The sequence below is a fragment of the Ruegeria sp. BC2 genome (assembly GCF_056539245.1).
Genome location: NZ_JBQFUQ010000001.1, coordinates 123,168 through 146,404 on the forward strand (window position 1 = coordinate 123,168; position 23,237 = coordinate 146,404).

A 23,237-nucleotide genomic window follows, 5' to 3' on the forward strand; every position below is an offset into this window, starting at 1 on the left:
GAGGCGACCATGCCGCGACATCTCAGCCAATCCGATTGGGGCCAACGCGCCCGCACGGTTCTGCCCGGCAGCGGCTTTGGCAATTTCGACCCGTCGGTCTTCATCCGCGAGGGCCGGGGCAGCCGCGTCTGGGACGAAGACGGGATGGAATATGTCGACCTGCTGATCGGCTCGGGGCCGATGCTGCTGGGCCACGGCCACCCCGAGGTGTTGGAGGCTGTCGCCGAACAGATGCCCAAGGGCATGACGTTCTTCGCCAACAACGCGCGCGCAGTCGAACTGGCCGAGGAAATCTGCGCCGCCGTGCCCTGCGCCGATCAGATCCGCTATGTCTCGTCCGGCGGTGAGGCTGACATGTACGCGATCCGGCTGGCCCGCGCCTTTACCGGCCGCGACAAGATCGTGAAGTTCGAAGGCGGTTATCACGGCATGAGCGCCGAGGCGCAGATGAGCCTGGCCCCGTCACGGATGGTGAATTTCCCGCAGGCGGTTCCCGACAGCGCGGGCATACCGGCCAGCGTTCAGGCCGAAATGCTGATCGCGCCGTTCAACGACCCGGACTACATCCGCTCGCTGCTGGCCGAGCACGGCAACCAGGTCGCGGGCATCATCGTCGAGCCCTTGCAACGCATCATCCCGCCCGAACCCGGCTTCTTGCAGCTTCTGCGGGACGAGGCCGACAGGTACGGCATCGTGCTGATCTTCGACGAGGTGGTGACCGGGTTTCGTTTCGCCTATGGCGGCGCGCAGGAGCTGTATGGCGTGACCCCCGACATCGCCACGCTGGGCAAGATCATCGGCGGCGGCTTTCCCCTGGCGGCAATCGCCGGGCGGGCCGAGATCATGGCCCATTTTGACAAATCCGCCGTTGGGGCGGAGAAATGGCTGATGCAGTTGGGGACCCTGTCGGGCAATCCGGTGGCCGCGGTGGCCGGGCTCAAGACGATGGAGGTGCTGCACCGTCCCGGTCAGTACGACCGGCTGCGCGCCAATGGTCAGCGTCTGATGGACATGGCCTCGGCCGCGCTGACCAAGCAGGGGGTCGCGCATCGCGTCATCGGCGATCCGACCCTGTTCGAAATCGTGTTCACGAAAGGAAAGGTGCGGGATTATCGCGATGTGGTCCGCGCGGACACGGCCGGGGCAACCCGGTTCAATGCGGTTCTGATGCAGAACGGGATGTTCAAGTCTCCAGGCAAGACCTATCCGTCCCTGGCGCTGACCGAAGCGGATTTTGTCCTGTGCGAAGCCGCCTATGCCAAGGCCGCGCAGGCCGTGGCCGAAGTGCAGAGTGCGGGCGTGTCTTAGTAGACGCCCGCCATCACCAGGCGAACGATGTCTTCGCGCTTGAGGCCGCGCGCAGCCAGTTCTTCGTCGGTCAACTCGCTGAGTTGCTTGATCTTGATGACCTTGGCATTTGCTTCGCCCATGCGGATCAAAGCATCATAGATGCCGCTGAACACATCGGCGACGGCCGAGAACAGGTTCAGGATTGCCGTGCGGTGCGTGCTTGTCTGTGCCATGAGCGGAGCCTCTCTGGTCTGTATGTGACCAAGGAGATTTAGACCTGGTGCTGCAGTGCGGCTAGGCACTTGAGGGAATAGCCGCTGTGCATCTGGTGCAAGTCTGGCCCGACAGGCGCAGCCTCAGGCCTTGAACTGGTCGTCTACCGGCACCTGCAAGGCGGTGGCCAGGGCGTTGGTCTGGCTGGCCATCGCGATCACCGCCAGCAGTTCGGCCTGCATCTGATCGGTCATGCCCTTGGAGCGGGCCGCGGCCGAATGAGAGTGCACGCAGTATTCGCAATTGTTGGCGACCGAGACCGCCACATAAAGCATCTCTTTCACAAGCGGGTCCAGCGCGCCGGGGGCCATGACGGTCTTGAGCCGCTCCCACGTTGCTTTCAGCAGTGCCGGGTCATGGGCCAGAGCGCGCCAGAAATTGTTGATGTAATCGGTGTTGCGGGTGGCGCGGATGTCATCGAAGACGGCCAGCGCCTCGGCGCTGACCTCTTCGTCCGTCAACAGGCGAACCGTTGCCATGCTCAGACCATCGCAAAGATGCGCGCCGGGCCGCCCGACCCGCCACGATGGGCCGGCGCGCCGACCACCAGCGTCGCTCCGCTGGCGGGCACCTTGTCGAGATTGGCCAGGTTCTCGATGCCGTAGCGGTTGGTGGGCAGCCACGCGTAATGCGTCACGAAATCGGCCGATGGCCCGTGGTCCAGCGAAAGGGTGTCAACGGCCAGCGCAACCGCGCCGGTTCCTTCGATCAGCATCTGCGCTGCTTCGACGTGGAAGCCGGGGAAATGCATCTTGCCGTCGCCGTCGGCGTTGCGGAATTCGGGCGTGGCGGTTTTGGCGGCCCATCCCGAATGCATGGCGACGCAGGCGCCATCGGGGATGTCGCCATTTGCAGCGATCCACGCCTTCAGATCATCGGGGGTCACCTGCGCATCCGGGTCCTCGGCCGCGCGGGCGGCAATGTCCACCACGCACAGAGGACAGACGAGATTCGACACCGGGATTTCGTCCACCGACTGCCCATCCGCCGAGAAATGCAGCGGGGCATCGACATGCGTGCCGGTGTGTTCGTTGACGGCAAGGTTGAACAGGTTGAAGCCATGCTCCTTGAAATTGAAGGCCTGGGTCGCTTCGATCCCTGGCTGGCCAAAATAGGTGGGGAAATCGGCGTCGTAGACATGGGTCATGTCCAGCACCTCTCCATGGCCTGCGGCCAGCGCCGGTGGGGCTGCCACCGTTCCAAGCGTCGTGCCGGCCGCCATCGCCGCGCCAGCCTTGAAAAAGGATCGACGCGACAGCATCCGGTCTTTCACCGCGTTCATTACGCAAACGTCACACATTTCAAAACTCCCTGTTCTGCAATCTGTTTTCGCTCCCGGCCGAATTTATTGGCTGGGTGGGCAAAGCCTAACACGGTTTTCCGCGATCCGGTTCACAAGTTGTTTGGGGCCCGCTCGCCGGCAAGAAATGCGGCCCGGCGGCGCAGTCGGGTATAAGGGGTTGAACCCGCGCGCGGACGGGTTCAATCTGTTGCGGAATATTGTTCCGCAGTGCGGAACAAGCTGGGGTTGGCAAGAGGAGACCAAGTCTGATGTCCGAGGCGGTGGAATACGAACGGATTGGCGATATCGCGGTGCTGGCGGCGAACAACCCGCCGGTCAATGCGCTGGGCGTGGATGTGCGCCGGGGCCTGCTGGCCGGGATCGAACGGGCCGAGGCCGAGGGCGCAAAGGCGGTGCTAATCTACGGCAAGGGTCGGACCTATTTCGCGGGGGCCGATATCCGCGAGTTCGGCAAACCCCCGCAGGAACCGTGGCTGCCGGGCCTGTGCGACCGGATCGAGGCCTCGCCCCTGCTGGTGGTTTCGGCGTTGCATGGCACGGCGCTGGGCGGCGGGCTCGAGGTTGCGCTGTCCAGCCACTACCGCATCGCGGTTCCCTCGGCCAAGGTCGGCCTGCCCGAGGTCAATCTGGGCATCCTGCCCGGTGCCGGGGGAACCCAGCGTCTGCCGCGCGTGGCCGGGGTCGAGGCTGCGCTCGACATGATTACAACCGGCCGCCATGTCCGCGCCGACGAGGCGCTGAAGCTAGGCGTGATCGACAAGGTGCAGGATGGCGACCCGCGCGAGATCGGGCTGGCCTATGCGCAAGAGCTGCTTGACGCGGGCGCGCCCCGCCGCGCGGTCGGAGAGATGCCCGCGCCGGACCCCGTCGATTTCGATGGGGTCTACGAGGCCGTTCTGAAGAAGGGCCGCGGCCAACTGTCCCCCGCCGTTGCCGTGCGTGCCGTGCAAGCCGCCTGCGAGGCGCCCAGCTTTGCCGAGGGCATGGCGCGCGAGCGGGAACTGTTCATGCAGTTGATGGAATCGGATCAGCGCAAGGGTCTGATTCACGCCTTCTTCGCCGAACGCGCCGTGGGCAAGCTGCCCGAACTGAAGGGTGTCGAGCCGCGTCCGGTGCATCAGATCGGGGTCATCGGCGGCGGCACGATGGGCGCGGGGATCGCCACCGCCGCCTTGTTGGCAGGTCTGCCCGTGACCTTGCTGGAGATGACGCAGGAGGCCGCCCATGCGGCCAAGGACCGGATCGCCGGAAACCTGGCGGGCGCCCTGAAGCGCGGCAAGATCAGCCAGCACCAGCACGACACGATCCTGTCGGACCAGCTGCAGCTTGCCACCGGCTATGACGCGCTGAGCGCCGTCGATCTGGTGATCGAGGCCGTGTTCGAGGATATGGACGTCAAGAAACAGGTCTTTGCCCAACTGGATGCGGTCTGCAAACCGGGGGCGGTTCTGGCGACCAACACCTCGTATTTGGACGTCAACGAGATCGCCGCCGCCACCACGCGGCCGCAGGACGTGATCGGGCTGCATTTCTTCTCGCCTGCCCATGTGATGAAGCTGCTCGAGATCGTTGTGGCCGACAAGACCGCGCCCGAGGTGGTCGCCACCGGCTTTGCGCTGGGGCATCGGCTGAAAAAGGTCTCGGTGCGCGCAGGGGTGTGCGACGGGTTCATCGGCAACCGCATCCTCAGCACCTATCGCACCTGCGCCGACCACATGGTCCTGGACGGGGCAAGCCCGTTCCAGATCGACAAGGCGCTGACCGATTTCGGCTTTGCCATGGGGCCGTTCGCGGTGTCCGATCTGGCCGGGCTGGATATCGGCTGGGCGGTGCGCAAACGCAAACGCGCCGAGGGGCTGGACCCGCGCGACCGCGACAGCAGCTATGCCGACAAACTGTGCGAGGCCGGGCATTTCGGACAGAAGACCGGTAAGGGCTTCTATGTCTATGAAAAGGGCAAGCGCGGTGGCTCGCCCAACCCCGAGGTTCTGGACCTGATCGCGGCCGACCGCGCGGCGCAGGGTATCACCCCGCGCACGTTCACGGATGACGAGATCGTGTGGCGATATATGGTCTCGATGGTCAACGAGGCCGCCAAGGTGGTGGGCGAGGGCATCGCCCGCCGCCCACTGGATGTGGATGTGGTGCTGCTCTATGGCTATGGGTTCCCGCGTTATCGCGGCGGGCCGCTGAAATGGGCCGATCTGCAGGGCCTGCCGGGTATTCTGGACGACATCCGCGCCTGGTCGGCCGAGGATGACTATTTCTGGCAACCCGCGCCGCTGCTGGAAAAACTGGTGGCCGAGGGCCGCAGCTTTGATGATCTGAACAAGGACGCCGAGTGATGAAACAAGCCGTAATCGTATCCGCCGCGCGCACCGGGCTGGCCAAGTCGTTCCGGGGCTCGTTCAACATGACCCACGGCGCCACGATGGGCGGCCACGCGGTTCAGGCCGCGGTCGCGCGGTCGGGGCTGGATGGCGCCGAGATCGAAGATTGCATCATCGGCTGCGGTTTCCCCGAAGGCGAGACCGGCAGCAATATCGCCCGCCAGATCGCCATCCGGGCCGGGCTGCCGGTCAGCGTTTCGGGCATGACCGTGAACCGGTTCTGCTCGTCGGGGCTGCAGACCGTGGCGCTGGCGGCGCAGGCCATCACCGAGGGCGGCGCTGGGCCAATCGTGGCCGGTGGGGTCGAGAGCATCTCGCTGGTTCAGCCGAAAACCCGCCCGGTGCCCGAGGCGTGGATTCAGGAGCACAAGCCGGCGATCTACATGACGATGATCGAGACCGCCGACATCGTGGCCGAGCGCTATGGCATCAGCCGCGAAGAACAGGACGCCTATGGTCTGCGGTCGCAGCAGCGCATCGCGGCGGCGCAGGCGGCGGGCAAGTTCGACGATGAAATCGTGCCGATGCAGACCACCATGGCGGTCAAGGACAAAGAGACGGGCGAGGTCTCGCATCGGCAGGTCACCGTGGACCGGGATGAATGCAACCGGCCGAACACGACCTTGGAAGGGCTGGCCACACTCGAGCCGGTGCGCGGCCCCGGAAACTACATCACTGCCGGCAATGCCAGCCAGCTGTCGGACGGCGCAGCCGCGGTGATCGTAATGGACAGCGCCGAGGCCGAGCGTCGGGGGCTGGAGCCCATGGGTGCGTTCAAGGGGTTCTGCGTGGCGGGGTGCGAGCCCGACGAGATGGGCATCGGCCCCGTCTTTGCGGTGCCGCGCCTGCTGGAACGGCATGGTCTGAGCGTCGAGGACATCGACCTGTGGGAGCTGAACGAAGCCTTTGCCTCGCAAGCGCTGTACTGCCGCAACCGTTTGGGAATCGATGACGAGAAATGCAACGTGAACGGCGGCTCGATCGCCATCGGGCATCCGTTCGGCATGACCGGCGCGCGGATGGTCGGCCATCTGCTGCGCGAAGGGCGGCGGCGCGGGGCCAAGCTGGGTGTCGTGACCATGTGCATCGGCGGCGGCATGGGCGCGGCCGGTCTGTTCGAGATCTATTGAAGAAAGGGGCACCGGGCCAGCCCATCGAGGGCCAGCCCGGCGCAGCCCGGCTCGCGGGGCCGGGCAGGCAAGGTTCCGATCGCGTCGAGGAGGAGGGCGGCTGTGGACTTGAACTATACGGACGAGGAGAAGGCCTTTCGCGACGAGGTACGCGGTTTTCTGGCCGAGAAACTGCCCAAGGAGATCTCGGACAAGATCCGGGCTGGCCGGAATATCGGCAAGGAAGGGTATGAGTGGTGGCACGCCACGCTGAACGAGCGCGGTTGGCTGAATTTCAACTGGCCGAAGGAGTTTGGCGGCGCCGAGTGGAACGCGGTTCAGCGCCATATCTTCGAGGAGGAATGCGCCGCCGCCTATGCGCCGCGCATCGTGCCGTTTGGCCTGTCGATGTTGGGCCCGGTGCTGCAGAAATTCGGCTCGAAGGAACAGCAGGATTATTTCCTGCCGCGCATCCTGAATGGTGAACACTGGTGGTGCCAGGGCTATTCCGAGCCGGGCGCCGGGTCGGACCTGGCCTCGCTGAAGACCCGCGCGGTGCGGGACGGCGACCACTATGTCGTCAATGGCCAGAAGACCTGGACCACGCTGGCGCAATACGCCAACTGGATCTTCTGCCTGGTGCGCACCGACCCCGAGGCCAAGGCGCAGGAGGGGATCTCGTTCCTGCTGATCGACATGAACACGCCGGGGATCCAGGTGCGCCCCATCGTCCTGCTGGACGGAACGCCCGAGGTCAACGAAGTGTTCTTTGACGATGTGCGTGTTCCGGTCGAAAACCTAGTGGGCGAAGAGAACAAGGGCTGGACCTATGCCAAGTATCTGCTGACGCATGAACGCACCAACATCGCCGGTGTCGGCTTCAGCCAGGCGGGGTTGGACATGGTCAAGCGGATTGCCCGGATCGAAACCGCGAATGGCCGCCCCCTGATCGAGAACCCGCATTTCGCCGCCCGGCTGGCACGGGTCGAGATCGACCTGATGGCCATGGCCACCACCAACATGCGCATCATCAGCCAGGCTTCGGCCGGACAGGCACCGGGGGTGGAAAGCTCGATGCTGAAGGTCAAGGGTACGATCATCCGGCAAGAGATCAACGACCTGGCCCGCCGCGCGGTGGGGCCTTATGCGATGCCTTTCGCCTCCGAGGCGGTGGCAGGCGACAACGACCCGATCGGGCCGGACTATGCCGCGCCGGTCGCCGCCCAGTATTTCAACAACCGGAAACTGTCGATCTTCGGCGGGTCGAACGAGATCCAGCGCGGTATCATCGCCAAGGTCAAGATGGGGGGCTGAGATGGATTTCAACCTGACCGAAGAACGGCAGATGCTGCAGGACACTCTGCGGCGCTATTTGGCCGACCGCTACACTACTCCGGTGCGTAACGACATTCTGGACAGCGCGGCGGGGTTCAGCGCCGACATCTGGCGCGAACTGGCCGATCTGGGCGTTCTGGGCGCGCTGTTCGACGAAGCGGATGGCGGGTTCGGCGGGGCGGGCTTTGACATCGCCACCGTGTTCGAGGAACTGGGCCGGGCCGGGGTGGTCGAGCCGGTTCTGGACAGCTGCATTCTGGGCGGCCGGCTGATCGCGCAGGCGGGCACCCCCGATCAGCGAGTGTTGCTGGATCAGGTGATCTCGGGCGCGCTGCATCTGGCGCTGGCGCATGGTGAGCCTGCCAGCCGGTATGACCTGAGCCGGGTCGAGACCACCGTGCGGACCGACGGCACGGATCTGATCCTGAACGGGCGCAAGGCCGTGGTCGTGAATGCCGAGGCCGCCGGGCAGCTGATCGTATCCGCGCGCGAAACGGGCGGGCCGTTCGATCTGGACGGCATATCTCTGTTCCTGGTGCCAGCTGATACGCCGGGGCTGGGTCTGCGCGGGTATCCGATGCTGGCCGGAGGCCGTGCGGCCGAGGTCACTCTGGACGATGTGCGCCTGCCGGAAAGCGCGCGTCTGGGCGCCGCGGGGCAGGGGTTCGAGCCGCTGATGAGCGTTGTGGCCACAGCCAATGTCGCGCTGGTCGCCGAGGTTCTGGGCGCTATGGAAAGTGCGGTGGAACTGACACGGCAATATCTGATGACGCGCAAGCAGTTCGGCCGCCCGATCGGGACCTTTCAGGCCCTGCAGCACCGGTTCGCGGATATGCTGATCGAGCTGGAGCAGGCGCGCTCGGCGGTGATCAACGCGGCCGGTCACCTTGAAGCACCCGACCGCGACCGGCAGATCGCCGCGGCCCGCAACCTTGTGTCGCGGGTGGGCCGGCTGGTGGCTGAGGAAACGATCCAGATGCATGGCGGCATCGCCATGACGCAGGAATATGAGCTGGCGCATATTGCCAAGCGGATCGTCATGTCGGATCACAGGTTTGGCGACGCGGATTATCACTTGGAGAGGTTCATTGCACTCGGCGCGGCCTGAAGACGACCCAAGGGTCCGGCGATCGGGCTGTCAGAACGCGATCGGGTTCGAGGTGGATCTGTCCGACCCCGACGGCCGTGCCCGGTGTCATTTGACCATCCGGGCGGATCACTTGAATAGCCAGGGCATCCTGCATGGCGGCATCATCGCCATGCTTCTGGACGTGGCTTGCGGCAACACCGCCTCGGCCTGGTTCGACCGGGACGAACATCCGCTGGTTCTGACCCTGTCGCTGAACACAAGCTATGTGGCGGCGGTGCGTCAGGGGCGCGTGACGGCCACGGGGCGCGCAACGGGTGGCGGGCGCACGCTGGCCTATGTGACCGGAGAGTTGCACAGCGACGACGGAACCCTGATCGCAACGGCGGCGGGAGTGTTCAAGCGCACCATGAAACGCTGAGCGCAAAACCGGTTCCGGCGCAGGGGAGGGCGAAGGGACATGAACAAGTGGCACGATTATCCGGATGCCCAGATCCGGACCCGTCCGCGGGCCCGCGCCTTTGCCGACGGGTTCGGGGCCGATTGGAGCTTTGCCGACCTCGACCGCGCGATTTCCGAGCTGTCAGACATCCTGCTGGCCTCGGGGGTGCGCCCGTGCGATCGGGTCATGCTGGTGCTCGAGAATTGCTGTGCGGCGGTGGCCGCGTTGTTTGCCTGTTCCCGAATCGGCGCCTGCGTGGTGCCGGTGAACGCCCGTCAGACCGCGGCTGAGTTGGCATGCATTGTGGATCACGTCACTCCGTCAGTGATCCTGTTCACATCGGCGGCGTCTTCGGAGGCGCGACGCCATGCGCACAGGGCCGGGGCCCAGCCTGTTTCCGGGGCCTTCGGGCAGATGCACCTGGCCGCTCCGTACCCGAGCGCGCCCGACCCCGATCTGGCGGATGTCGCGGCGATGCTATTCACCACCGGCACAACCGGAACGCCCAAGGGTGTGATGCTGACCCATGAAAACCTGCGGTTCGGCGGGCTGACCTCGGCGAATTTTCGAGGACTGACGCAGGATGACGTGGTCTATGGCGTGCTGCCGATTTCGCACATCTTCGGGCTGGCCTCGATCGTCACCGGATCGGCGCTGGCCGGGGCTTTCGTCCAACTGGATGCCCGGTTCGCGGCGGACCGCGCCTTCGCCGCGTTGAACGCGGGCGTCACGGTGTTTTCGGGTGTGCCGCAGATGCATGCGCTGCTGATGCAATATGCCAGGGAACAGGGGGTGGAACGGCTGCCGTCGGGCGCCCTGCGCTACACCTCGTCCGGGGCCGCCCCGCTGGATCCGGCGTGGAAACGCAAGGCCGAGGCGTTCTATGGCGTCGCACTGCAGAATGGCTATGGCATGACCGAAAGCACGGCGGGGATCTGCGCCTCGCACAACCGGATCGGGGATCCGGATATCTCGGTCGGCCCGCCCTTGCCGGGGGTCGATCTGCGCATTGACGAAACCATACCCGGCGGCGGAGATGGCGTGGGCGAGATCCTGACGCGCGGCCCGCATGTGATGAAGGGATACTATCGCAACGCCGAGGAAACGGGCCGGGTTCTGGCCCAGGGATGGTTGCGCACGGGCGATCTCGGTCGGCTCGACGCGCAGGGCAATCTGCACGTCGTCGGCCGCGCCAAGGAGCTGATCATTCACGGTGGCTTCAACGTCTATCCGCCCGAGGTCGAGGCCGCGCTGAACGACCATCCGCAGGTGATCCAGTCTGCGGTGGTCGGGCACCGGGTGGGCGGCGATGAACAGGTGCTGGCCTTTGTTCAGGTGCCTGAAATAGGCGCCGTGTCCGAGGCAGAGTTGGCGGAGTTCGTGGCGGAACGTCTTGCGGGCTACAAACGGCCGGGCCGGATCGTACTGGCCACGTCACTGCCAGCCGCGCCCACGGGCAAGATTCTAAAACACAAGCTGCTGACGCATTTCGCGGATCAACTGGCCTAGGGGCAGGGCCGGCAAAACGCTCCCGCGCCCGCGCAACATCGGCTGCGCCGATGCCGGGCCTAACAGGAGGAGGCGTTTCGCCAAAAAACGTCGACGACGGGCGGGAGCCGCTGTCAGGCCGCGTGGCCTTCGGCTGCGGCGCGAATGGCACGGATGTTCTGGCCATAGACGTCCGGGTTCGCAACCGACCCGCCCTTGAAGACCGCGGAACCGGCAACAAGAACGTCGGCACCGGCCGCCGCGACCAACGGGGCGGTCGAGGGATCGACTCCGCCGTCGATTTCGATATGCACCGGGCGGTCGCCGATCATCTCGCGCAGGCGCCGCACCTTCGCGGTCATGTCGATGAATTTCTGCCCGCCAAAGCCGGGGTTCACCGTCATCACGCAGACCAGATCTGCCAGATCCAGCAGGTGCTCGACCGCTTCGGCCGGAGTGCCCGGGTTCAGCGCCACGCCGGCCTTCATGCCCGCCGCACGGATGGCCTGCAACGTGCGGTGCGTGTGGGGGCCGGCCTCGATATGGGCCGTCAGATAGTCCGCGCCGGCATCGGCATAGGCCTGGATGTAGGGATCGACCGGCGTGATCATCAGGTGCACATCCATCACCGTCTTGACATGCGGGCGGAACGCTTTGACCGCCGGCGGGCCGAAGGTGAGGTTCGGCACGAAATGCCCGTCCATCACGTCAACATGGACCCAGTCGGCGCCCTGGGCCTCGATGGCTTGGATCTCCTGTCCGAAATTGGCGAAATCGGCGGACAGGATCGACGGTGCGATCTTGATCTTGCGGTCAAAGCTCATGGCGGCCTCATGTGACAGATCTGATGGTTCAGGTGTTGAGCCCGCGTATAGACGGGACGAGCGGCATTGCCCAGCCCTTGCATAGGCCATCCGCTTTCAGCCCGTTACAAAAGCTTCACCGGATCGACACATCACCGTTGAGCACCAGCTGTAGACGACCTCCATCATGAACTGGGGGTGGCACGTGTTGCGCATCGAAAAACTGACCAAGCGCTTCGGCGACAATACTGCAGTCGACACCGCAACGCTGGACGTCGACAAGCCATGCATGATCGGGATCATCGGGCGGTCGGGCGCGGGCAAGTCCACCCTGCTGCGTATGATCAACCGCCTGACCGATGCCAGCGCCGGGCAGATCCTGTTTCACGGGCGCGACGTGACCACGCTGAAAGGCCGCGAAAAACGCGCGTGGCAGGCCGATTGCGCGATGATCTTCCAGCAATTTAACCTTGTGCCCCGCATGGACGTGGTCTCGAACGTGCTGCATGGAACGCTGAACCGGCGCTCGACGCTGGCGACCATGTTCAACCTGTTCCCGATGGAAGACATCCATCGCGCCATCGACATTCTCGACCGTCTGGGCATCGCCGAACATGCCCCCAAACGGGCCGAGGCGCTGTCGGGCGGGCAGCAGCAGCGTGTCGCTATCGCGCGCGCCCTGATGCAGGACCCCAAGATCATCCTGGCCGATGAACCCATCGCCTCGCTGGACCCGATGAATGCGCAGGTCGTGATGCAGGCCCTGCGCCGCATCCACGAAGAGGACGGCCGCACCGTGATCGCCAATCTGCACACGTTGGACACCGCGCGCCGCTATTGCGACCGCGTGGTCGGCATGCGCGACGGACGCATCGTGTTCGACGGCCTGCCCGAACAGCTGACCACCGGCGTCGCCCGCGAGATCTACGGCGCTGATGCCAGCTTCTCCGAGGCTGCGACCTCGACCGAGATCGAAACACTGGATGCCACCCGGAAGGCTCTGATGGAAGCCGAGGCCACGATCTGAGCCCCAACCACCTCATTCATCGCCCGGCCCGATGAATGGGGTGGGCCAATCAACCTGGAGAGAGACAGATGAAGAAACTTGTTGCCGCCCTGGTCGCGACCACTGCCCTGAGCGCACCTGCCATGGCTGAGGAGATCAGCGAATTCCGTATCGGCATTCTGGGCGGAGAAAACGCGCAGGACCGGCTGAACAACAACGAATGCCTTCGCCAATACACCGAGGACGCGCTGGGTGTCGAAACCAAGCTGTTTGCCCCGGCGGATTACAACGGCGTGATCCAAGGCCTGCTGGGCGGCACGATCGACATGGCTTGGCTGGGCGCCTCCGCCTATGCCAAGACCTATCTGAGCGACCCCGAGGCGGTCGAACCGGTTCTGGTCAAGGTGAACGTGGATGGTGGGTATGGCTACTACTCGGTCGGGTTCGCCCGCAAAGATAGCGGCATCACCTCGCTTGATGACATGAAAGGCAAGGTGTTTGGCTTTGGTGATCCGAACTCGACCTCGGGGTATTTGATCCCCTCGATCGAAATCCCTCAGGCAACGGGTGCAACGATGGAGTCGGGTGACTACTTCGGTGAAGTGAAGTTCACCGGTGGTCACGAGCAGACAATCGTCGCCGTGAACAACGGTGACGTGGATGGTGGCGTGACCTGGGCCGACGGTCTGGGCAACTGGGAAGACGGCTACAATTCGGGTGCGCTGCGCCGCGCCGTGGATGCCGGACTGGTCGACATGAACGACATGGTCGAAATCTGGAAATCGAAGCCGATCCCCGAAGGTCCGGTGGTTCTGCGCAAGGCATTGCCGGCGGATGTCAAAGAGAAGATGACGGCCCTGATGGCCGGGCTGGCCGACAAAGACCGTGAGTGCTTCTATGGCGTGGCCGCAGGTGAGGCGAAAGCGTTCGAGCCGATCACCCACGAGGCCTACGAAATCATCATTGAAGCCCGCAAGCTGAAGTCGAACTAAGCCTGCGCAACTTCTGTTCGGGGTCCGGCCGCAAACCGGACCCCATTATCCCCATCGGAGCCTTTCATGACCGACCTGACCGCGGGATCCGCCGGCCTCGACCGGATCCGGGAGGATTACACCAGCATGACCCGTCGAAAACGGGTCTACGGTGGGATACTTCTGATCCTGTTCGTGGCACTTATGGCGGCCGGATTCCGGACCGCCGACATGCGAAACGCCGGTAGTTTTGCCGATGGGTGGAACCGCATTTTCGATTACCCTGCCGAGGTTCTGACTGAGGCCTGGGAGAAGATCGGGGAATTGCCCGCGAATTTGGTCGAGTTCTTCCCCGCGCTGATCGAAACACTGAATATCGCCGCCGCGGCCACGCTGGTGGGCACTCTGGGCGGCACCTTTCTGGCGCTGATGTCCACCCGCGGCATGGCGCTGTGGCCGTCATTGATCCCCGTTTTTCGGCGGATTTCTGATATTTGCCGGGCCGTTCCGGAAATTGTCATCGCGTTGGTTCTGATCTTTGTTCTTGGCGGCGGGCCAGTGCCTGCAATGATTGCCATCGCCATTCACACTGCCGGTGCCCTGGGCAAATTGTTTTCCGAAGTGAATGAAAACGCCTCTCTGAAACCGGTCGAGGGGCTGCAGTCGGTTGGCGCCAACTGGTCGCAGCGGATGTATTTGGGCGTGATCCCGCAGGTCGGGCCAAACTATGTCAGCTACGCTCTTCTGCGGTTCGAGATCAACATCCGCGCCTCGGCCATTCTTGGTTTCGTGGGGGCAGGCGGCTTGGGGTACGAGTTGCGCAACGCCATGTCCTGGGGGCAGGGGCGTTACGACGAGGCGGCGGCCATCTTTCTGCTTCTGTTCGTCACCATCGTGGCCGTGGATCAGCTGTCCGGCGTTTTGCGTGACCGTCTGACACACGGTTCCGCCAAAGGAGCCGCAGCATGAGCACCTTTGCCACTGATCTGCCGATCAACGACTTGAAAGCCAGAACCGACCACATCTTTCGGCGCAAACGGGCACTGAGTTTCGGGTTGCCGGGGCTGGTCATTCTATACCTGATCTATGTTTTCTTTGCCTTTGACGTTCCCGGCTTGGCCGAGCGGGCCAACTGGGAAAACGGCAAGACGCTTGTATCCGACAGCTACAGCTACAAGACTCACGTGACGCGGGACAATCGAAACGGACAGGTGTCCGTTGCGATCGAAGGAGAGCGCAAGGGCGCTTACCCGGATGGCACTGCGCCGGAATGGGTCGTTTTGGGCGAAACCACCGTGATTGACCTGCAAGACGGCCACATTGTTCGCTTTGGACCTGAAACCGTGGAATATGACATCCCGGGTTACGGAACAGTGCGCGCAACGCCCAGCCGGTCTGCCGGAGTGCAGGCCGACTTACCGACTGCCGAGGTGCCGGACTGGATCAACATGTCAAAGAATCGCCTGGCGATCACCACGCCGGCGGGTCGGCTGACCGTGACACGCAACCGGGCCGAGGTGTTCCGGTATTTCAACGGTTGGGAACTGTTCTGGTTCACTTTGGACAGCCCCTATCACGGTCAGTCTTTCAGCCAGTTGATGGGGCGTGCCGCTTCGGGCGAGGCCGCAGAAATCTTTGACGATTTCTGGACCAACAAGATGTGGCGCCATCAGGATGTTGCGTGGGCGATCTTTGAAACGCTTCTGATGGCTTTTCTGGGTACATTGGGGGCAGGGATGATCGCTTTGCCCCTCGCATTTCTGGCGACACGAAATTTCAATCCGTTTAGAACGGTCCGATTTGCCACTCGTCGTATCTTTGACTTCGTGCGCGGTGTTGATGCGTTGATCTGGACGGTGGTTCTGGCACGCGCCTTCGGGCCAGGGCCGCTAACAGGGGCGCTGGCCATCCTGGTCACCGATACCGGCACCTTCGGCAAGATCTTCTCCGAGGCGCTGGAAAATGTTGATCAGAAGCAGATCGAGGGCGTGCAGTCTACCGGGGCCAATGCGCCGCAGAAATATCGTTTCGGTGTGATCCCGCAGATCACGCCGGTTCTGCTCAGTCAGCTCCTGTACTTCCTGGAATCCAACACCCGCAGCGCAACCGTGATCGGGGCGATAACCGGGGGCGGGATCGGTCTGTTGCTGACACAGGCGATTATCACCCAGAAAGACTGGGAGGAAGTCGCCTATTACATCGTGCTGATCATCCTGATGGTCATGCTGATGGACTGGTTTTCGGGCTGGCTGCGCAGGCGGCTGATCCAGGGCGGGCCGCCCAAGTCGCGCAAACAGCGCGATCCGCAGGCCAAGCCCCTGATGTTGCCTTGAACCGCATACGAGGACATTTAAACCATGGCGCGCTTGCGACCGGACCAGCCTTTCATTCACCCGGATTGCCAGATAACCGGCAGCAGCTTTGGCGCCTTTGTCGAAATCGGTGCCGGAACGCGGGTGACGAATTCGGTGTTTGGGGACTATACCTATTGCGACCGCACCTGCGACATCGCCAATGCACGGATCGGGAAATTCGCCAATATCGCCAGTTTCACCCGGATCGGCGCCACCGACCATCCGATCGAGAAAGCGTCGCTGCATCACTTCCACTACCGCTCGGCCGACTATTGGGACGATGCCGAGGACGACGCGGACTGGTTCGCCCGGCGCGCCGGGCGGTTGGCGCATATCGGGCATGACACCTGGATCGGCCACGCGGCCATCATCAAGCCCGAGGTGACGATCGGGCACGGGGCAATCGTAGCCTCCGGGGCGATCGTGACCAAGGACGTGCCACCTTATACCATCGTCGGCGGCGTCACTGCCCACCCCATCCGATGCCGGTTCCCCGAACACGTGGCCGAGCGTATGATGGCTCTGGCCTGGTGGGATTGGGACAATGCCCGACTGCGCGCGGCGCTGCCGGATTTCCGCGCGTTGCCCGCCGAGGCTTTTTTGGAGAAATACGAGGATTGACCGGCATCACCCGTGATCGTCATCCAGCGTCAGAGTGACCCGCTCGCCCGCAAAGACGGTCTTGCCGTATTCAACCGGATGCCCCTGCGGATCGGCATTGATGCCGACCGAATGCAGAACCGGCGCGCCCTCGATCAGGTGCAGGTGCCGGGCCTGAATCGCATCAGCCGCGCGGGCGGTCAGGCGCGTCGAGATGCGGGTATAATCCGCCACGCCACAGTGCCGCAGCGCCCGCGTGACCGAGCCGTTCTGGGCCAGCGCTTCGGGCAGGTCGGGCAGGCGCGCGGCGGGAAAGACGCTTTGGAACACCGCGATCGGTTGGCCATCGGCCAGCGACAACCCGTCATAGACATGCACCGGGTCGCCGGGGGCCAGGGCCAGCGCCTCGGCCTCGGTCTTGTCGGCGGCGCGGGTGATCAGAGACAGCACCCGCTTGCCCGGAATCTTGCCGCTGGCCGAGATGTTCCGGTGGTACCGGACCCGTTTGCCGATCGGGTAATCGGTTGCAGCCGCCGAAACAAACACGCCTGCCCCGCGGCGGGGATGCACCAGCCCTTGCCTGGCCAGTTCGGCCAGGGCCCGGCGCACCGTGTGGCGGTTCACGCCGTGGGTCGCGGCCAACTGCGCCTCGGTCGGCAGGCGGTCGCCGGTTGCAAAGCGCCCCTCGGCGATGTCGGCGGTCAGCGCCAGCGCGATGGTCTTCCAGATCGGTGTTTGGCTCATGTCATCAAAACTTCACAGCATATTCGTTGCGAGTCACCCTTTGCCCCGCTATTATTTGTCTAGTTGTATAGTAGTTGTAGACAGCTTGGCCAAGAGGCTTTGATGGCGGATCAGACAAAAATCGCGACGGGTGATCGACGGGCCTGGCTGGGCCTTCTGGCACGTGCGCCGGCCGAGGCGCTGGCTGCCTTTTGGACCGCCTATGGCGCAAGTCCCGAATTCCAGTGGTTGCGCACGCCCGAGATCGGCGGCGTCATGGTGCGGGGGCGGGCAGGCGGCTCGGGCGCGCCCTTCAATCTGGGCGAGATGACGGTCACGCGCTGCGCTCTGGTTCTGCCTGACGGAACCGAGGGCCACGGATATGTGCAGGGGCGCGACAAGACCCATGCCGAAACCGCCGCTCTGATCGACGCGCTGATGCAGACCGGGGACGCGGGCGCGGTGCGGGCGAAAATCCTCGAGCCGCTGACCCGCCAGGTCCAGGCGGCCAGAACGGCCCGGGCCGCCAAGGCCGCGGCCACCAAGGTCGAGTTCTTCACGATGGTTCGGGGAGAGGATCAATGACCCCACAGACCCGTTTTTCGGGCGGTTTCACCGATGCGCCGGTTCAGGCAGCGCACGCCTTTCGTGCGGCCATGACCGTGATGGCGCGTCCGGGCGAGATTCGGCAGCTGGTCGGCGCGACCCCGCCCGATGGCCTGTCGGTCGCTGCGGGAACGCTGCTGCTGACGCTGTGCGACCCGGATACGGGCGTTTATCTGGCGGGCGCGGCCGACAACCCGGCCATTCGCCAATGGCTGACTTTCCACACCGGAGCGCCCCTCGTGCCCGCCGCGCAGGCGGATTTTGCCGTCGGTTTCTGGCAGGATCTGGTGCCGCTGGACCAGTACCGGATCGGCACGCCGGAATATCCCGATCGATCCGCCACCCTGATCGTGGAGTGCGACGTATTGCACCAATCCGGCGCCACCCTGCAAGGGCCCGGCATCCGCGACACTGCACGCCTGTCCATGCCCGATGTCGCGGCGCTGCAGGCCAATTCGGACCTGTACCCCTTGGGGTGCGATTTCTTCTTCACCTGCGGGGATATGGTTGCGGCCCTGCCGCGCAGCACCCGCATCCAGCCCGAGGGTTAGGCCATGTACGTAGCCGTCAAAGGGGGCGAAAAGGCGATTGAAAACGCCCATGCTTGGCTGGCAGAGGAACGCCGGGGCGATCCCGGCGTGGCCGAATTGTCCTTGGCCCAGATCCGTGAACAGCTCAGCCTTGCGGTGAACCGCGTGATGGCCGAGGGCTCTCTGTACGATCCCGATCTGGCCGCGCTGGCGATCAAACAGGCGCGGGGTGATCTGATCGAGGGGATCTTTCTGATCCGCGCCTACCGCACCACCCTGCCGCGGTTTGGTTATTCGACCCCGGTCGATACCGGCGGCATGGCCTGCGACCGCCGGATCTCGGCCACGTTCAAGGATGCGCCGGGTGGGCAGGTTCTGGGCCCGACCTTCGACTACACGCACCGCCTGCTGGATTTCAAACTGGCCGCCGACGGCGCGGTGCCTGAGGCCCCCACCGCCGCGCCGCGCCATGAACCGACCCCGCACATCACCAAATTCCTGAAGGACGAAGGCCTGATCCAGGACGAACCCGCCAGCGATAAACCGCCCGGCGACCTAACGCGCGAACCGATGGAGTTCCCGGCGGACCGCCCCCTGCGCCTGCAAGCACTGACGCGCGGGGACGAGGGGTTCGTGCTGGGCATGGCCTATTCGACCCAGCGCGGCTATGCCCGCAACCACGCTTTCGTGGGTGAGCTGCGCATCGGCACCGTCGCGGTCGAGATGGATATCCCCGAACTGGGCTTCGCGATCGAGATCGGAGAGATCGCCCTGACCGAATGCGAAACGGTGAACCAGTTCAAGGGATCAAAGACCGAGCCGCCGCAATTTACGCGCGGCTATGGGCTGGTCTTCGGCCAGTCCGAGCGCAAAGCCATTGCCATGGCGCTGGTGGACCGCGCCTTGCGCTGGGAGGAATTGGGCGAAGACGATCTGGGCGCCCCGGCGCAGGATCAGGAATTCGTCCTCAGCCATGCTGACAACATTCAGGCGACCGGCTTTTTGGAGCATATCAAACTGCCGCATTACGTCGATTTCCAGTCCGAATTGGAACTGGTACGCAAATTGCGCCGCGAAGCCGAAGAACGCCTGGAACCGCGCGAGGCCGCCGAATGACTTCAGTGCCCTTCCTGCATCCTGTCCGCCGGCCGAGATGCCCTGCCAGCCGCAGCCCGGCGTGGCGCGTCCGCGCTGATCGCAGACCATTCGCCTCGCGCGTCCCGCCGCATGGCCCGGCGCCGTCGCTGGGAATGTATCCTGCGCCAGAGAAAGTAGAGCATGACGACCGCGAAGGCCGAGGTAACCAGAAAACCGTCCACAACAACACCAAAAAACGAAAGTGATACATCAAATGAATGAGTATAACTTCGCATATTTGGACGAACAAACCAAGCGGATGATCCGCCGGGCCATTCTCAAGGGCTTGGCCGTTCCGGGTTATCAGGTGCCGTTTGCCAGCCGTGAGATGCCCATGCCTTATGGTTGGGGCACGGGCGGGGTTCAGGTCTCGGCCGCGACGCTGACACCGGACGATGTGTTCAAGGTGATCGATCAGGGAGCAGATGACACGACCAATGCTGTGTCGATCCGCAAGTTCTTTGAGAAGACGGCGGGCGTGGCCACGACCGAAGAGACCGGGAAGGCGACCATCATCCAAACCCGCCATCGTATCCCCGAGGCCAGGCTGCGCGACGATCAGATCCTGGTCTATCAGGTCCCGATCCCCGAACCGCTGCGGTTTCTGGAACCGCGCGAGACGGAGACGCGCAAGATGCACAGCCTGCAGGAATACGGGTTGATGCATGTGAAGCTCTACGAAGACATCAGCCAGCACGGCGCGATTTCCACGGCCTATGCCTATCCGGTCCGGGTGGCCGACCGCTATGTGATGGACCCGTCTCCGATCCCGAAATTCGACAATCCGAAACTGGAAATGGACGCGATCCAGCTGTTCGGGGCCGGGCGCGAGCAGCGCATTTATGCGGTGCCGCCGCATACGCGGGTGGTCAGCCTCGATTTCGAGGACTATCCGTTCGAGGCCAGCAAGGCCGATCACGCCTGCGATCTGTGCGGGGCCGAAGACAGTTACCTGGACGAGGTGATCACGGACGATGCAGGCAACCGGATGTTCGTGTGTTCGGACACCGATTTCTGCCGGTCCCGCCGCGAGGCCGGACACCAAGGCCGTTTGGCGCAGGAGGGTGCGGCATGACCCCGCTCTTGCAGGTCAAAGGCATCGAGAAGCGCTATGGCGCGCGGATCGGCTGCAGGGATGTCAGTTTCGACCTCTACCCCGGTGAAGTAATGGGGATCGTCGGCGAAAGCGGGTCGGGCAAGTCGACCCTGCTGAACTGTCTGGCTGGGCATCTTAAGTCGGATGCCGGGCAGGTGATCTTTGATACCCGCGCCGACGGGCCGGTGGACACGGTCACGATGTCGGAACCGGCCCGCCGGATGCTGGGGCGCACCGACTGGGCCTTTGTGCATCAACATGCCCGCGACGGGCTGCGCATGTCGGTCAGCGCCGGCGGCAATATCGGCGAACGGCTGATGGCCGTGGGGAGCCGGAACTATGGCCAGATCCGCGGGCAGGCTTTGGATTGGCTGGGCCGGGTCGAGATAGCGGAAAGCCGCGTGGACGACCGCCCCAGCGCGTTTTCGGGCGGCATGCAGCAACGGTTGCAGATCGCGCGCAACCTGGTGACCGGTCCGCGGCTGGTTTTCATGGATGAACCGACCGGTGGGCTGGACGTCTCGGTGCAGGCGCGGCTGCTGGACCTGCTGCGCGGTCTGGTGCGCGAGATGGGGCTGAGCGCCATCATCGTCACCCATGATCTTGCCGTGGTGCGGCTGCTGGCGGATCGCTTGATGGTGATGAAGGATGGCGAGGTGGTCGAGGCGGGGCTGACCGATCAGGTGCTGGACGACCCGCAGCATGCCTATACGCAACTGCTTGTGTCCAGCGTCCTGCAGGTTTGAATGCTACAGAAAAGATGAAATCCGATGATTGAACTGATCGACGTGAGCAAGAGCTTTACCCTGCACAATCAGGGCGGCGCCGTGATCCCGGTGATGGCGGGCGCGTCGCTGCAGGTCGGGGCCGGAGAATGCATGGCCCTGACCGGGGCCAGCGGGGCCGGGAAGTCCACACTGATGCGGGTGATCTACGGCAATTACCTGGCGGCCTCGGGGCAGGTGCGGGTGGGCGGCCTCGACGTCGCCCGGGCCCAACCGCGCGAGATCCTGCAACTCCGCCGGGAGACCCTGGGCTATGTCAGTCAGTTCCTGCGCGTGGTGCCGCGGGTGCCGACGCTGGAGGTCGTGGCCGAACCGCTTCTGGTTCAGGGGTGCGAGCGGCAGACCGCACTGGACAAGGCAGCGGGCCTCCTTCAGCGCCTGAATATTCCGGAACCGCTTTGGCGCCTCAGTCCCACGACATTTTCGGGCGGTGAACAGCAACGGGTGAATATCGCGCGTGGTTTTGCGCATGACTATCCGGCTCTGTTGCTGGATGAACCCACGGCCAGCCTTGACGCACGAAACCGCGAAACCGTGCTGTCCCTGATCCAAGAGGCAAAGGCCCGCGGCGCGGCGATCATTGGGATATTCCACGACCAAGAGGCCCGTGACCGGGTCTGCAGCCGCGTGGTCGACGTCACGCAGTTTGCGCCGGGGGCGGCGGCATGAAGATGGCCCCGGTCATTGCAGTTGTCGGGCCTTCGGGTGTTGGAAAAGACAGCGTGATCCAAGCACTGCTGGCGCGCGCGTCGAACTTCGAAAGGGTGCGTAGAGTCATCACCCGTCCCCATGGCGAAGGCGATGAGGATTTTGACCGCGTGTCCGACCGGGCGTTTCAAACAATGGCCCAAGAGGGCTGCTTTGTTCTGTGCTGGGCCGCGCACGGGCTGCACTACGGCATACCCGTTGCGATCACGGACCAACGCCGAAGGGCCGATGCAGTTCTGGTCAACCTCTCAAGGGCCGTGTTGCCCGAGGCGCAGAAGGAATTTCGAGAGCTGATCGTGATATCCCTGACGGCCGAACCAAAGGTTCTGGCACAACGTCTGGCAGTGCGCGGCCGGGAAAGCGCGGCCGATCAAGCCCGGCGTTTGGAGCGCGCCACTGCAGCCCTGACCGAAGGCTTGAACCACGTGATCGAGGTCGACAATTCCGGGTCACTGGATGCGACCGTTGAAACCATCTTGTCCGGTCTTCAACCCGAAAGGGCGTACCGTTGAAGCATATGGAACCGCCCGTCTTCAGCCTCGCCCACAAGGGCCAGGTCCCCTATCTCAAAAGGGGCTGGCAGCAATGGGACAAGCCGTTGGTTCAGCACGGTTTGCACGTTTGCCAGCATCGGCTTGCTCAGGCGACCGGACAGGGTGATGTGAAAGCGGAAAGCCTCCAGAACGTATGGGTAGCCCCAATTCGTCAGATTTGCGTCCTGCTCCATGGTCAACCCGGCCGCTCGGCGCCGGTTCATCTCGGTTTCCGAGGCCGGGGCACGAAAAGGGTCCAGGTCGCGGACGCAAGCCGCCGCCAGCGCGTTCAGGTCTCGTGTGTCGCCCACGGGCCGCAAAGCAAGAAACCGACCAAGGCGTGCAACTTCGAGCCCGTCCAGCGAAACGGGGGCGAATTTACCGGCCAAACGGGCGCAGGTGTCCTCCAAAGCGGACAGCGACTGATCTTCACGCAAGCGAAATGGCGGCTTCATCGTGGCATGAAGCCCGTATTTGCGCGGCACTTGTGTTACCGAGGCGACGTCCAACCCGTCAATGGCCGGATGGTCGACGGTCCGTCCCGCATCGATGTCCCACCCCAGCCACGCGGTTGCAAACCTGCTCCAGTCGGATTGGGCTGGGGGAACGAAATAGATCGCGTATCGCGCAAAATTCACAATGGCCTCCTGTTGCGTGGCCTCTCCTTA

25 protein-coding genes are annotated in these 23,237 nt (G+C 63.9%); 19 read left to right on the plus strand and 6 right to left on the minus strand.

The window, feature by feature from the left end; translation table 11 throughout:
- Positions 1 to 9 precede the first annotated feature (9 nt).
- Positions 10 to 1,308 carry an aspartate aminotransferase family protein gene (locus ACR0CU_RS00575; RefSeq protein ID WP_170444328.1) on the plus strand — a complete coding sequence of 433 codons (1,299 nt, stop codon included), beginning with the start codon at positions 10 to 12 and terminating at the stop codon, positions 1,306 to 1,308.
- On the opposite strand, the gene ACR0CU_RS00580 is transcribed toward ACR0CU_RS00575, so the two are convergent.
- The 3 genes from ACR0CU_RS00580 to ACR0CU_RS00590 form a co-directional block, all read right to left on the minus strand.
- Complete coding sequence (locus ACR0CU_RS00580) at positions 1,305 to 1,523, minus strand: DUF1127 domain-containing protein (RefSeq protein ID WP_170444331.1); 219 nt, start codon at positions 1,521 to 1,523, stop codon at positions 1,305 to 1,307. The genes ACR0CU_RS00575 and ACR0CU_RS00580 overlap by 4 nt on opposite strands.
- 123 nt (positions 1,524 to 1,646) lie before the next feature.
- Complete coding sequence (locus tag ACR0CU_RS00585; RefSeq protein WP_170444334.1) at positions 1,647 to 2,042, minus strand: carboxymuconolactone decarboxylase family protein; 396 nt, start codon at positions 2,040 to 2,042, stop codon at positions 1,647 to 1,649.
- Positions 2,043 to 2,044: 2 nt separating this feature from the next.
- Positions 2,045 to 2,863: a cyclase family protein gene (locus ACR0CU_RS00590; RefSeq protein WP_170444337.1), complete on the minus strand. Its 819-nt coding sequence runs from the start codon at positions 2,861 to 2,863 to the stop codon at positions 2,045 to 2,047.
- A 251-nt stretch (positions 2,864 to 3,114) separates the two neighbouring features.
- Between ACR0CU_RS00590 and ACR0CU_RS00595 the strand changes: the two genes are divergently transcribed.
- The 6 genes from ACR0CU_RS00595 (at position 3,115) to ACR0CU_RS00620 (ending at position 10,738) form a co-directional block, all read left to right on the plus strand.
- Positions 3,115 to 5,211, plus strand: coding sequence for a 3-hydroxyacyl-CoA dehydrogenase NAD-binding domain-containing protein (locus ACR0CU_RS00595; RefSeq protein WP_170444341.1), 2,097 nt, complete (start codon positions 3,115 to 3,117; stop codon positions 5,209 to 5,211).
- Positions 5,211 to 6,386 (plus strand): acetyl-CoA C-acyltransferase, encoded by a 1,176-nt coding sequence (locus tag ACR0CU_RS00600; protein ID WP_170444345.1) that lies wholly within the window; start codon positions 5,211 to 5,213, stop codon positions 6,384 to 6,386. The genes ACR0CU_RS00595 and ACR0CU_RS00600 overlap by 1 nt, the downstream gene beginning before the upstream one ends.
- A 102-nt stretch (positions 6,387 to 6,488) precedes the next feature.
- Positions 6,489 to 7,679, plus strand: a complete 1,191-nt coding sequence (locus ACR0CU_RS00605; protein WP_170444348.1) for an acyl-CoA dehydrogenase family protein — start codon at positions 6,489 to 6,491, stop codon at positions 7,677 to 7,679.
- Position 7,680: 1 nt separating this feature from the next.
- Positions 7,681 to 8,808, plus strand: coding sequence for an acyl-CoA dehydrogenase family protein (locus ACR0CU_RS00610; protein WP_170444351.1), 1,128 nt, complete (start codon positions 7,681 to 7,683; stop codon positions 8,806 to 8,808).
- Positions 8,789 to 9,208, plus strand: a complete 420-nt coding sequence (locus ACR0CU_RS00615) for a PaaI family thioesterase (protein WP_170444354.1) — start codon at positions 8,789 to 8,791, stop codon at positions 9,206 to 9,208. Before ACR0CU_RS00610 ends, ACR0CU_RS00615 begins: the two co-directional genes overlap by 20 nt.
- Before the next feature lie 39 nt (positions 9,209 to 9,247).
- Positions 9,248 to 10,738 (plus strand): class I adenylate-forming enzyme family protein, encoded by a 1,491-nt coding sequence (locus ACR0CU_RS00620; RefSeq protein ID WP_170444356.1) that lies wholly within the window; start codon positions 9,248 to 9,250, stop codon positions 10,736 to 10,738.
- Positions 10,739 to 10,851: 113 nt separating this feature from the next.
- On the opposite strand, the gene rpe is transcribed toward ACR0CU_RS00620, so the two are convergent.
- Positions 10,852 to 11,541, minus strand: a complete 690-nt coding sequence (rpe, locus tag ACR0CU_RS00625) for a ribulose-phosphate 3-epimerase (protein WP_170357034.1) — start codon at positions 11,539 to 11,541, stop codon at positions 10,852 to 10,854.
- A gap of 184 nt (positions 11,542 to 11,725) precedes the next feature.
- Here rpe and phnC point away from each other — a divergent pair, with 184 nt between their 5' ends.
- From phnC to ACR0CU_RS00650, 5 genes are all read left to right on the plus strand, one after another.
- Positions 11,726 to 12,547, plus strand: coding sequence for a phosphonate ABC transporter ATP-binding protein (gene phnC, locus ACR0CU_RS00630; protein WP_170444359.1), 822 nt, complete (start codon positions 11,726 to 11,728; stop codon positions 12,545 to 12,547).
- Positions 12,548 to 12,615: 68 nt separating this feature from the next.
- Complete coding sequence (phnD, locus tag ACR0CU_RS00635) at positions 12,616 to 13,518, plus strand: phosphonate ABC transporter substrate-binding protein (protein ID WP_170444361.1); 903 nt, start codon at positions 12,616 to 12,618, stop codon at positions 13,516 to 13,518.
- A gap of 66 nt (positions 13,519 to 13,584) precedes the next feature.
- On the plus strand, positions 13,585 to 14,466 hold the full coding sequence (gene phnE, locus ACR0CU_RS00640; RefSeq protein WP_170357037.1) for a phosphonate ABC transporter, permease protein PhnE: 882 nt from the start codon (positions 13,585 to 13,587) through the stop codon (positions 14,464 to 14,466).
- On the plus strand, positions 14,463 to 15,830 hold the full coding sequence (phnE, locus tag ACR0CU_RS00645; RefSeq protein ID WP_170444364.1) for a phosphonate ABC transporter, permease protein PhnE: 1,368 nt from the start codon (positions 14,463 to 14,465) through the stop codon (positions 15,828 to 15,830). Before phnE (ACR0CU_RS00640) ends, phnE (ACR0CU_RS00645) begins: the two co-directional genes overlap by 4 nt.
- Before the next feature lie 24 nt (positions 15,831 to 15,854).
- A complete protein-coding gene (locus tag ACR0CU_RS00650; RefSeq protein ID WP_170444367.1) occupies positions 15,855 to 16,472 on the plus strand; it encodes an LbetaH domain-containing protein in 618 nt (205 codons plus the stop codon).
- 6 nt (positions 16,473 to 16,478) lie between these two features.
- Here ACR0CU_RS00650 and phnF read toward each other — a convergent pair whose 3' ends face one another.
- The gene (phnF, locus tag ACR0CU_RS00655) at positions 16,479 to 17,195 is read right to left on the minus strand and encodes a phosphonate metabolism transcriptional regulator PhnF (protein ID WP_170371796.1); all 717 of its coding nucleotides are present in this window, start codon (positions 17,193 to 17,195) and stop codon (positions 16,479 to 16,481) included.
- A gap of 102 nt (positions 17,196 to 17,297) precedes the next feature.
- Between phnF and phnG the strand changes: the two genes are divergently transcribed.
- From phnG to phnN, 7 genes are all read left to right on the plus strand, one after another.
- Entirely contained in the window at positions 17,298 to 17,759 is a 462-nt protein-coding gene (gene phnG / locus ACR0CU_RS00660) for a phosphonate C-P lyase system protein PhnG (RefSeq protein WP_170444370.1), read from the plus strand.
- A complete protein-coding gene (phnH, locus tag ACR0CU_RS00665; protein ID WP_170444373.1) occupies positions 17,756 to 18,331 on the plus strand; it encodes a phosphonate C-P lyase system protein PhnH in 576 nt (191 codons plus the stop codon). The genes phnG and phnH overlap by 4 nt, the downstream gene beginning before the upstream one ends.
- A gap of 3 nt (positions 18,332 to 18,334) precedes the next feature.
- On the plus strand, positions 18,335 to 19,426 hold the full coding sequence (locus ACR0CU_RS00670) for a carbon-phosphorus lyase complex subunit (protein WP_170441467.1): 1,092 nt from the start codon (positions 18,335 to 18,337) through the stop codon (positions 19,424 to 19,426).
- 235 nt (positions 19,427 to 19,661) lie between these two features.
- The gene (locus ACR0CU_RS00675) at positions 19,662 to 20,522 is read left to right on the plus strand and encodes an alpha-D-ribose 1-methylphosphonate 5-phosphate C-P-lyase PhnJ (RefSeq protein ID WP_217356750.1); all 861 of its coding nucleotides are present in this window, start codon (positions 19,662 to 19,664) and stop codon (positions 20,520 to 20,522) included.
- Complete coding sequence (gene phnK / locus ACR0CU_RS00680) at positions 20,519 to 21,289, plus strand: phosphonate C-P lyase system protein PhnK (RefSeq protein WP_170357044.1); 771 nt, start codon at positions 20,519 to 20,521, stop codon at positions 21,287 to 21,289. The genes ACR0CU_RS00675 and phnK overlap by 4 nt, the downstream gene beginning before the upstream one ends.
- A 24-nt stretch (positions 21,290 to 21,313) precedes the next feature.
- Positions 21,314 to 21,997 carry a phosphonate C-P lyase system protein PhnL gene (gene phnL, locus ACR0CU_RS00685; RefSeq protein ID WP_170364989.1) on the plus strand — a complete coding sequence of 228 codons (684 nt, stop codon included), beginning with the start codon at positions 21,314 to 21,316 and terminating at the stop codon, positions 21,995 to 21,997.
- On the plus strand, positions 21,994 to 22,548 hold the full coding sequence (phnN, locus tag ACR0CU_RS00690) for a phosphonate metabolism protein/1,5-bisphosphokinase (PRPP-forming) PhnN (RefSeq protein ID WP_480642239.1): 555 nt from the start codon (positions 21,994 to 21,996) through the stop codon (positions 22,546 to 22,548). Before phnL ends, phnN begins: the two co-directional genes overlap by 4 nt.
- Here phnN and ACR0CU_RS00695 read toward each other — a convergent pair.
- Positions 22,524 to 23,207: a DUF1045 domain-containing protein gene (locus tag ACR0CU_RS00695; protein ID WP_480642241.1), complete on the minus strand. Its 684-nt coding sequence runs from the start codon at positions 23,205 to 23,207 to the stop codon at positions 22,524 to 22,526. The two genes, phnN and ACR0CU_RS00695, sit on opposite strands and share 25 nt — an antisense overlap.
- Between the last annotated feature and the right edge of the window lie 30 nt (positions 23,208 to 23,237).

Excerpts from the sequence above, each read along its gene's own strand:
- ACR0CU_RS00575 (WP_170444328.1), top strand. The coding sequence starts at position 10 with ATGCCGCGACATCTCAGCCAATCCGATTGGGGCCAACGCGCCCGCACG.
- ACR0CU_RS00580 (WP_170444331.1), bottom strand. The coding sequence starts at position 1,523 with ATGGCACAGACAAGCACGCACCGCACGGCAATCCTGAACCTGTTCTCG.
- ACR0CU_RS00585 (WP_170444334.1), bottom strand. The coding sequence starts at position 2,042 with ATGGCAACGGTTCGCCTGTTGACGGACGAAGAGGTCAGCGCCGAGGCG.
- ACR0CU_RS00590 (WP_170444337.1), bottom strand. The coding sequence starts at position 2,863 with ATGTGTGACGTTTGCGTAATGAACGCGGTGAAAGACCGGATGCTGTCG.
- ACR0CU_RS00595 (WP_170444341.1), top strand. The coding sequence starts at position 3,115 with ATGTCCGAGGCGGTGGAATACGAACGGATTGGCGATATCGCGGTGCTG.
- ACR0CU_RS00600 (WP_170444345.1), top strand. The coding sequence starts at position 5,211 with ATGAAACAAGCCGTAATCGTATCCGCCGCGCGCACCGGGCTGGCCAAG.
- ACR0CU_RS00610 (WP_170444351.1), top strand. The coding sequence starts at position 7,681 with ATGGATTTCAACCTGACCGAAGAACGGCAGATGCTGCAGGACACTCTG.
- ACR0CU_RS00620 (WP_170444356.1), top strand. The coding sequence starts at position 9,248 with ATGAACAAGTGGCACGATTATCCGGATGCCCAGATCCGGACCCGTCCG.
- rpe (WP_170357034.1), bottom strand. The coding sequence starts at position 11,541 with ATGAGCTTTGACCGCAAGATCAAGATCGCACCGTCGATCCTGTCCGCC.
- phnD (WP_170444361.1), top strand. The coding sequence starts at position 12,616 with ATGAAGAAACTTGTTGCCGCCCTGGTCGCGACCACTGCCCTGAGCGCA.
- phnE (WP_170357037.1), top strand. The coding sequence starts at position 13,585 with ATGACCGACCTGACCGCGGGATCCGCCGGCCTCGACCGGATCCGGGAG.
- phnE (WP_170444364.1), top strand. The coding sequence starts at position 14,463 with ATGAGCACCTTTGCCACTGATCTGCCGATCAACGACTTGAAAGCCAGA.
- ACR0CU_RS00650 (WP_170444367.1), top strand. The coding sequence starts at position 15,855 with ATGGCGCGCTTGCGACCGGACCAGCCTTTCATTCACCCGGATTGCCAG.
- phnF (WP_170371796.1), bottom strand. The coding sequence starts at position 17,195 with ATGAGCCAAACACCGATCTGGAAGACCATCGCGCTGGCGCTGACCGCC.
- phnG (WP_170444370.1), top strand. The coding sequence starts at position 17,298 with ATGGCGGATCAGACAAAAATCGCGACGGGTGATCGACGGGCCTGGCTG.
- phnH (WP_170444373.1), top strand. The coding sequence starts at position 17,756 with ATGACCCCACAGACCCGTTTTTCGGGCGGTTTCACCGATGCGCCGGTT.
- ACR0CU_RS00670 (WP_170441467.1), top strand. The coding sequence starts at position 18,335 with ATGTACGTAGCCGTCAAAGGGGGCGAAAAGGCGATTGAAAACGCCCAT.
- ACR0CU_RS00675 (WP_217356750.1), top strand. The coding sequence starts at position 19,662 with ATGAATGAGTATAACTTCGCATATTTGGACGAACAAACCAAGCGGATG.
- phnK (WP_170357044.1), top strand. The coding sequence starts at position 20,519 with ATGACCCCGCTCTTGCAGGTCAAAGGCATCGAGAAGCGCTATGGCGCG.
- phnL (WP_170364989.1), top strand. The coding sequence starts at position 21,314 with ATGATTGAACTGATCGACGTGAGCAAGAGCTTTACCCTGCACAATCAG.
- phnN (WP_480642239.1), top strand. The coding sequence starts at position 21,994 with ATGAAGATGGCCCCGGTCATTGCAGTTGTCGGGCCTTCGGGTGTTGGA.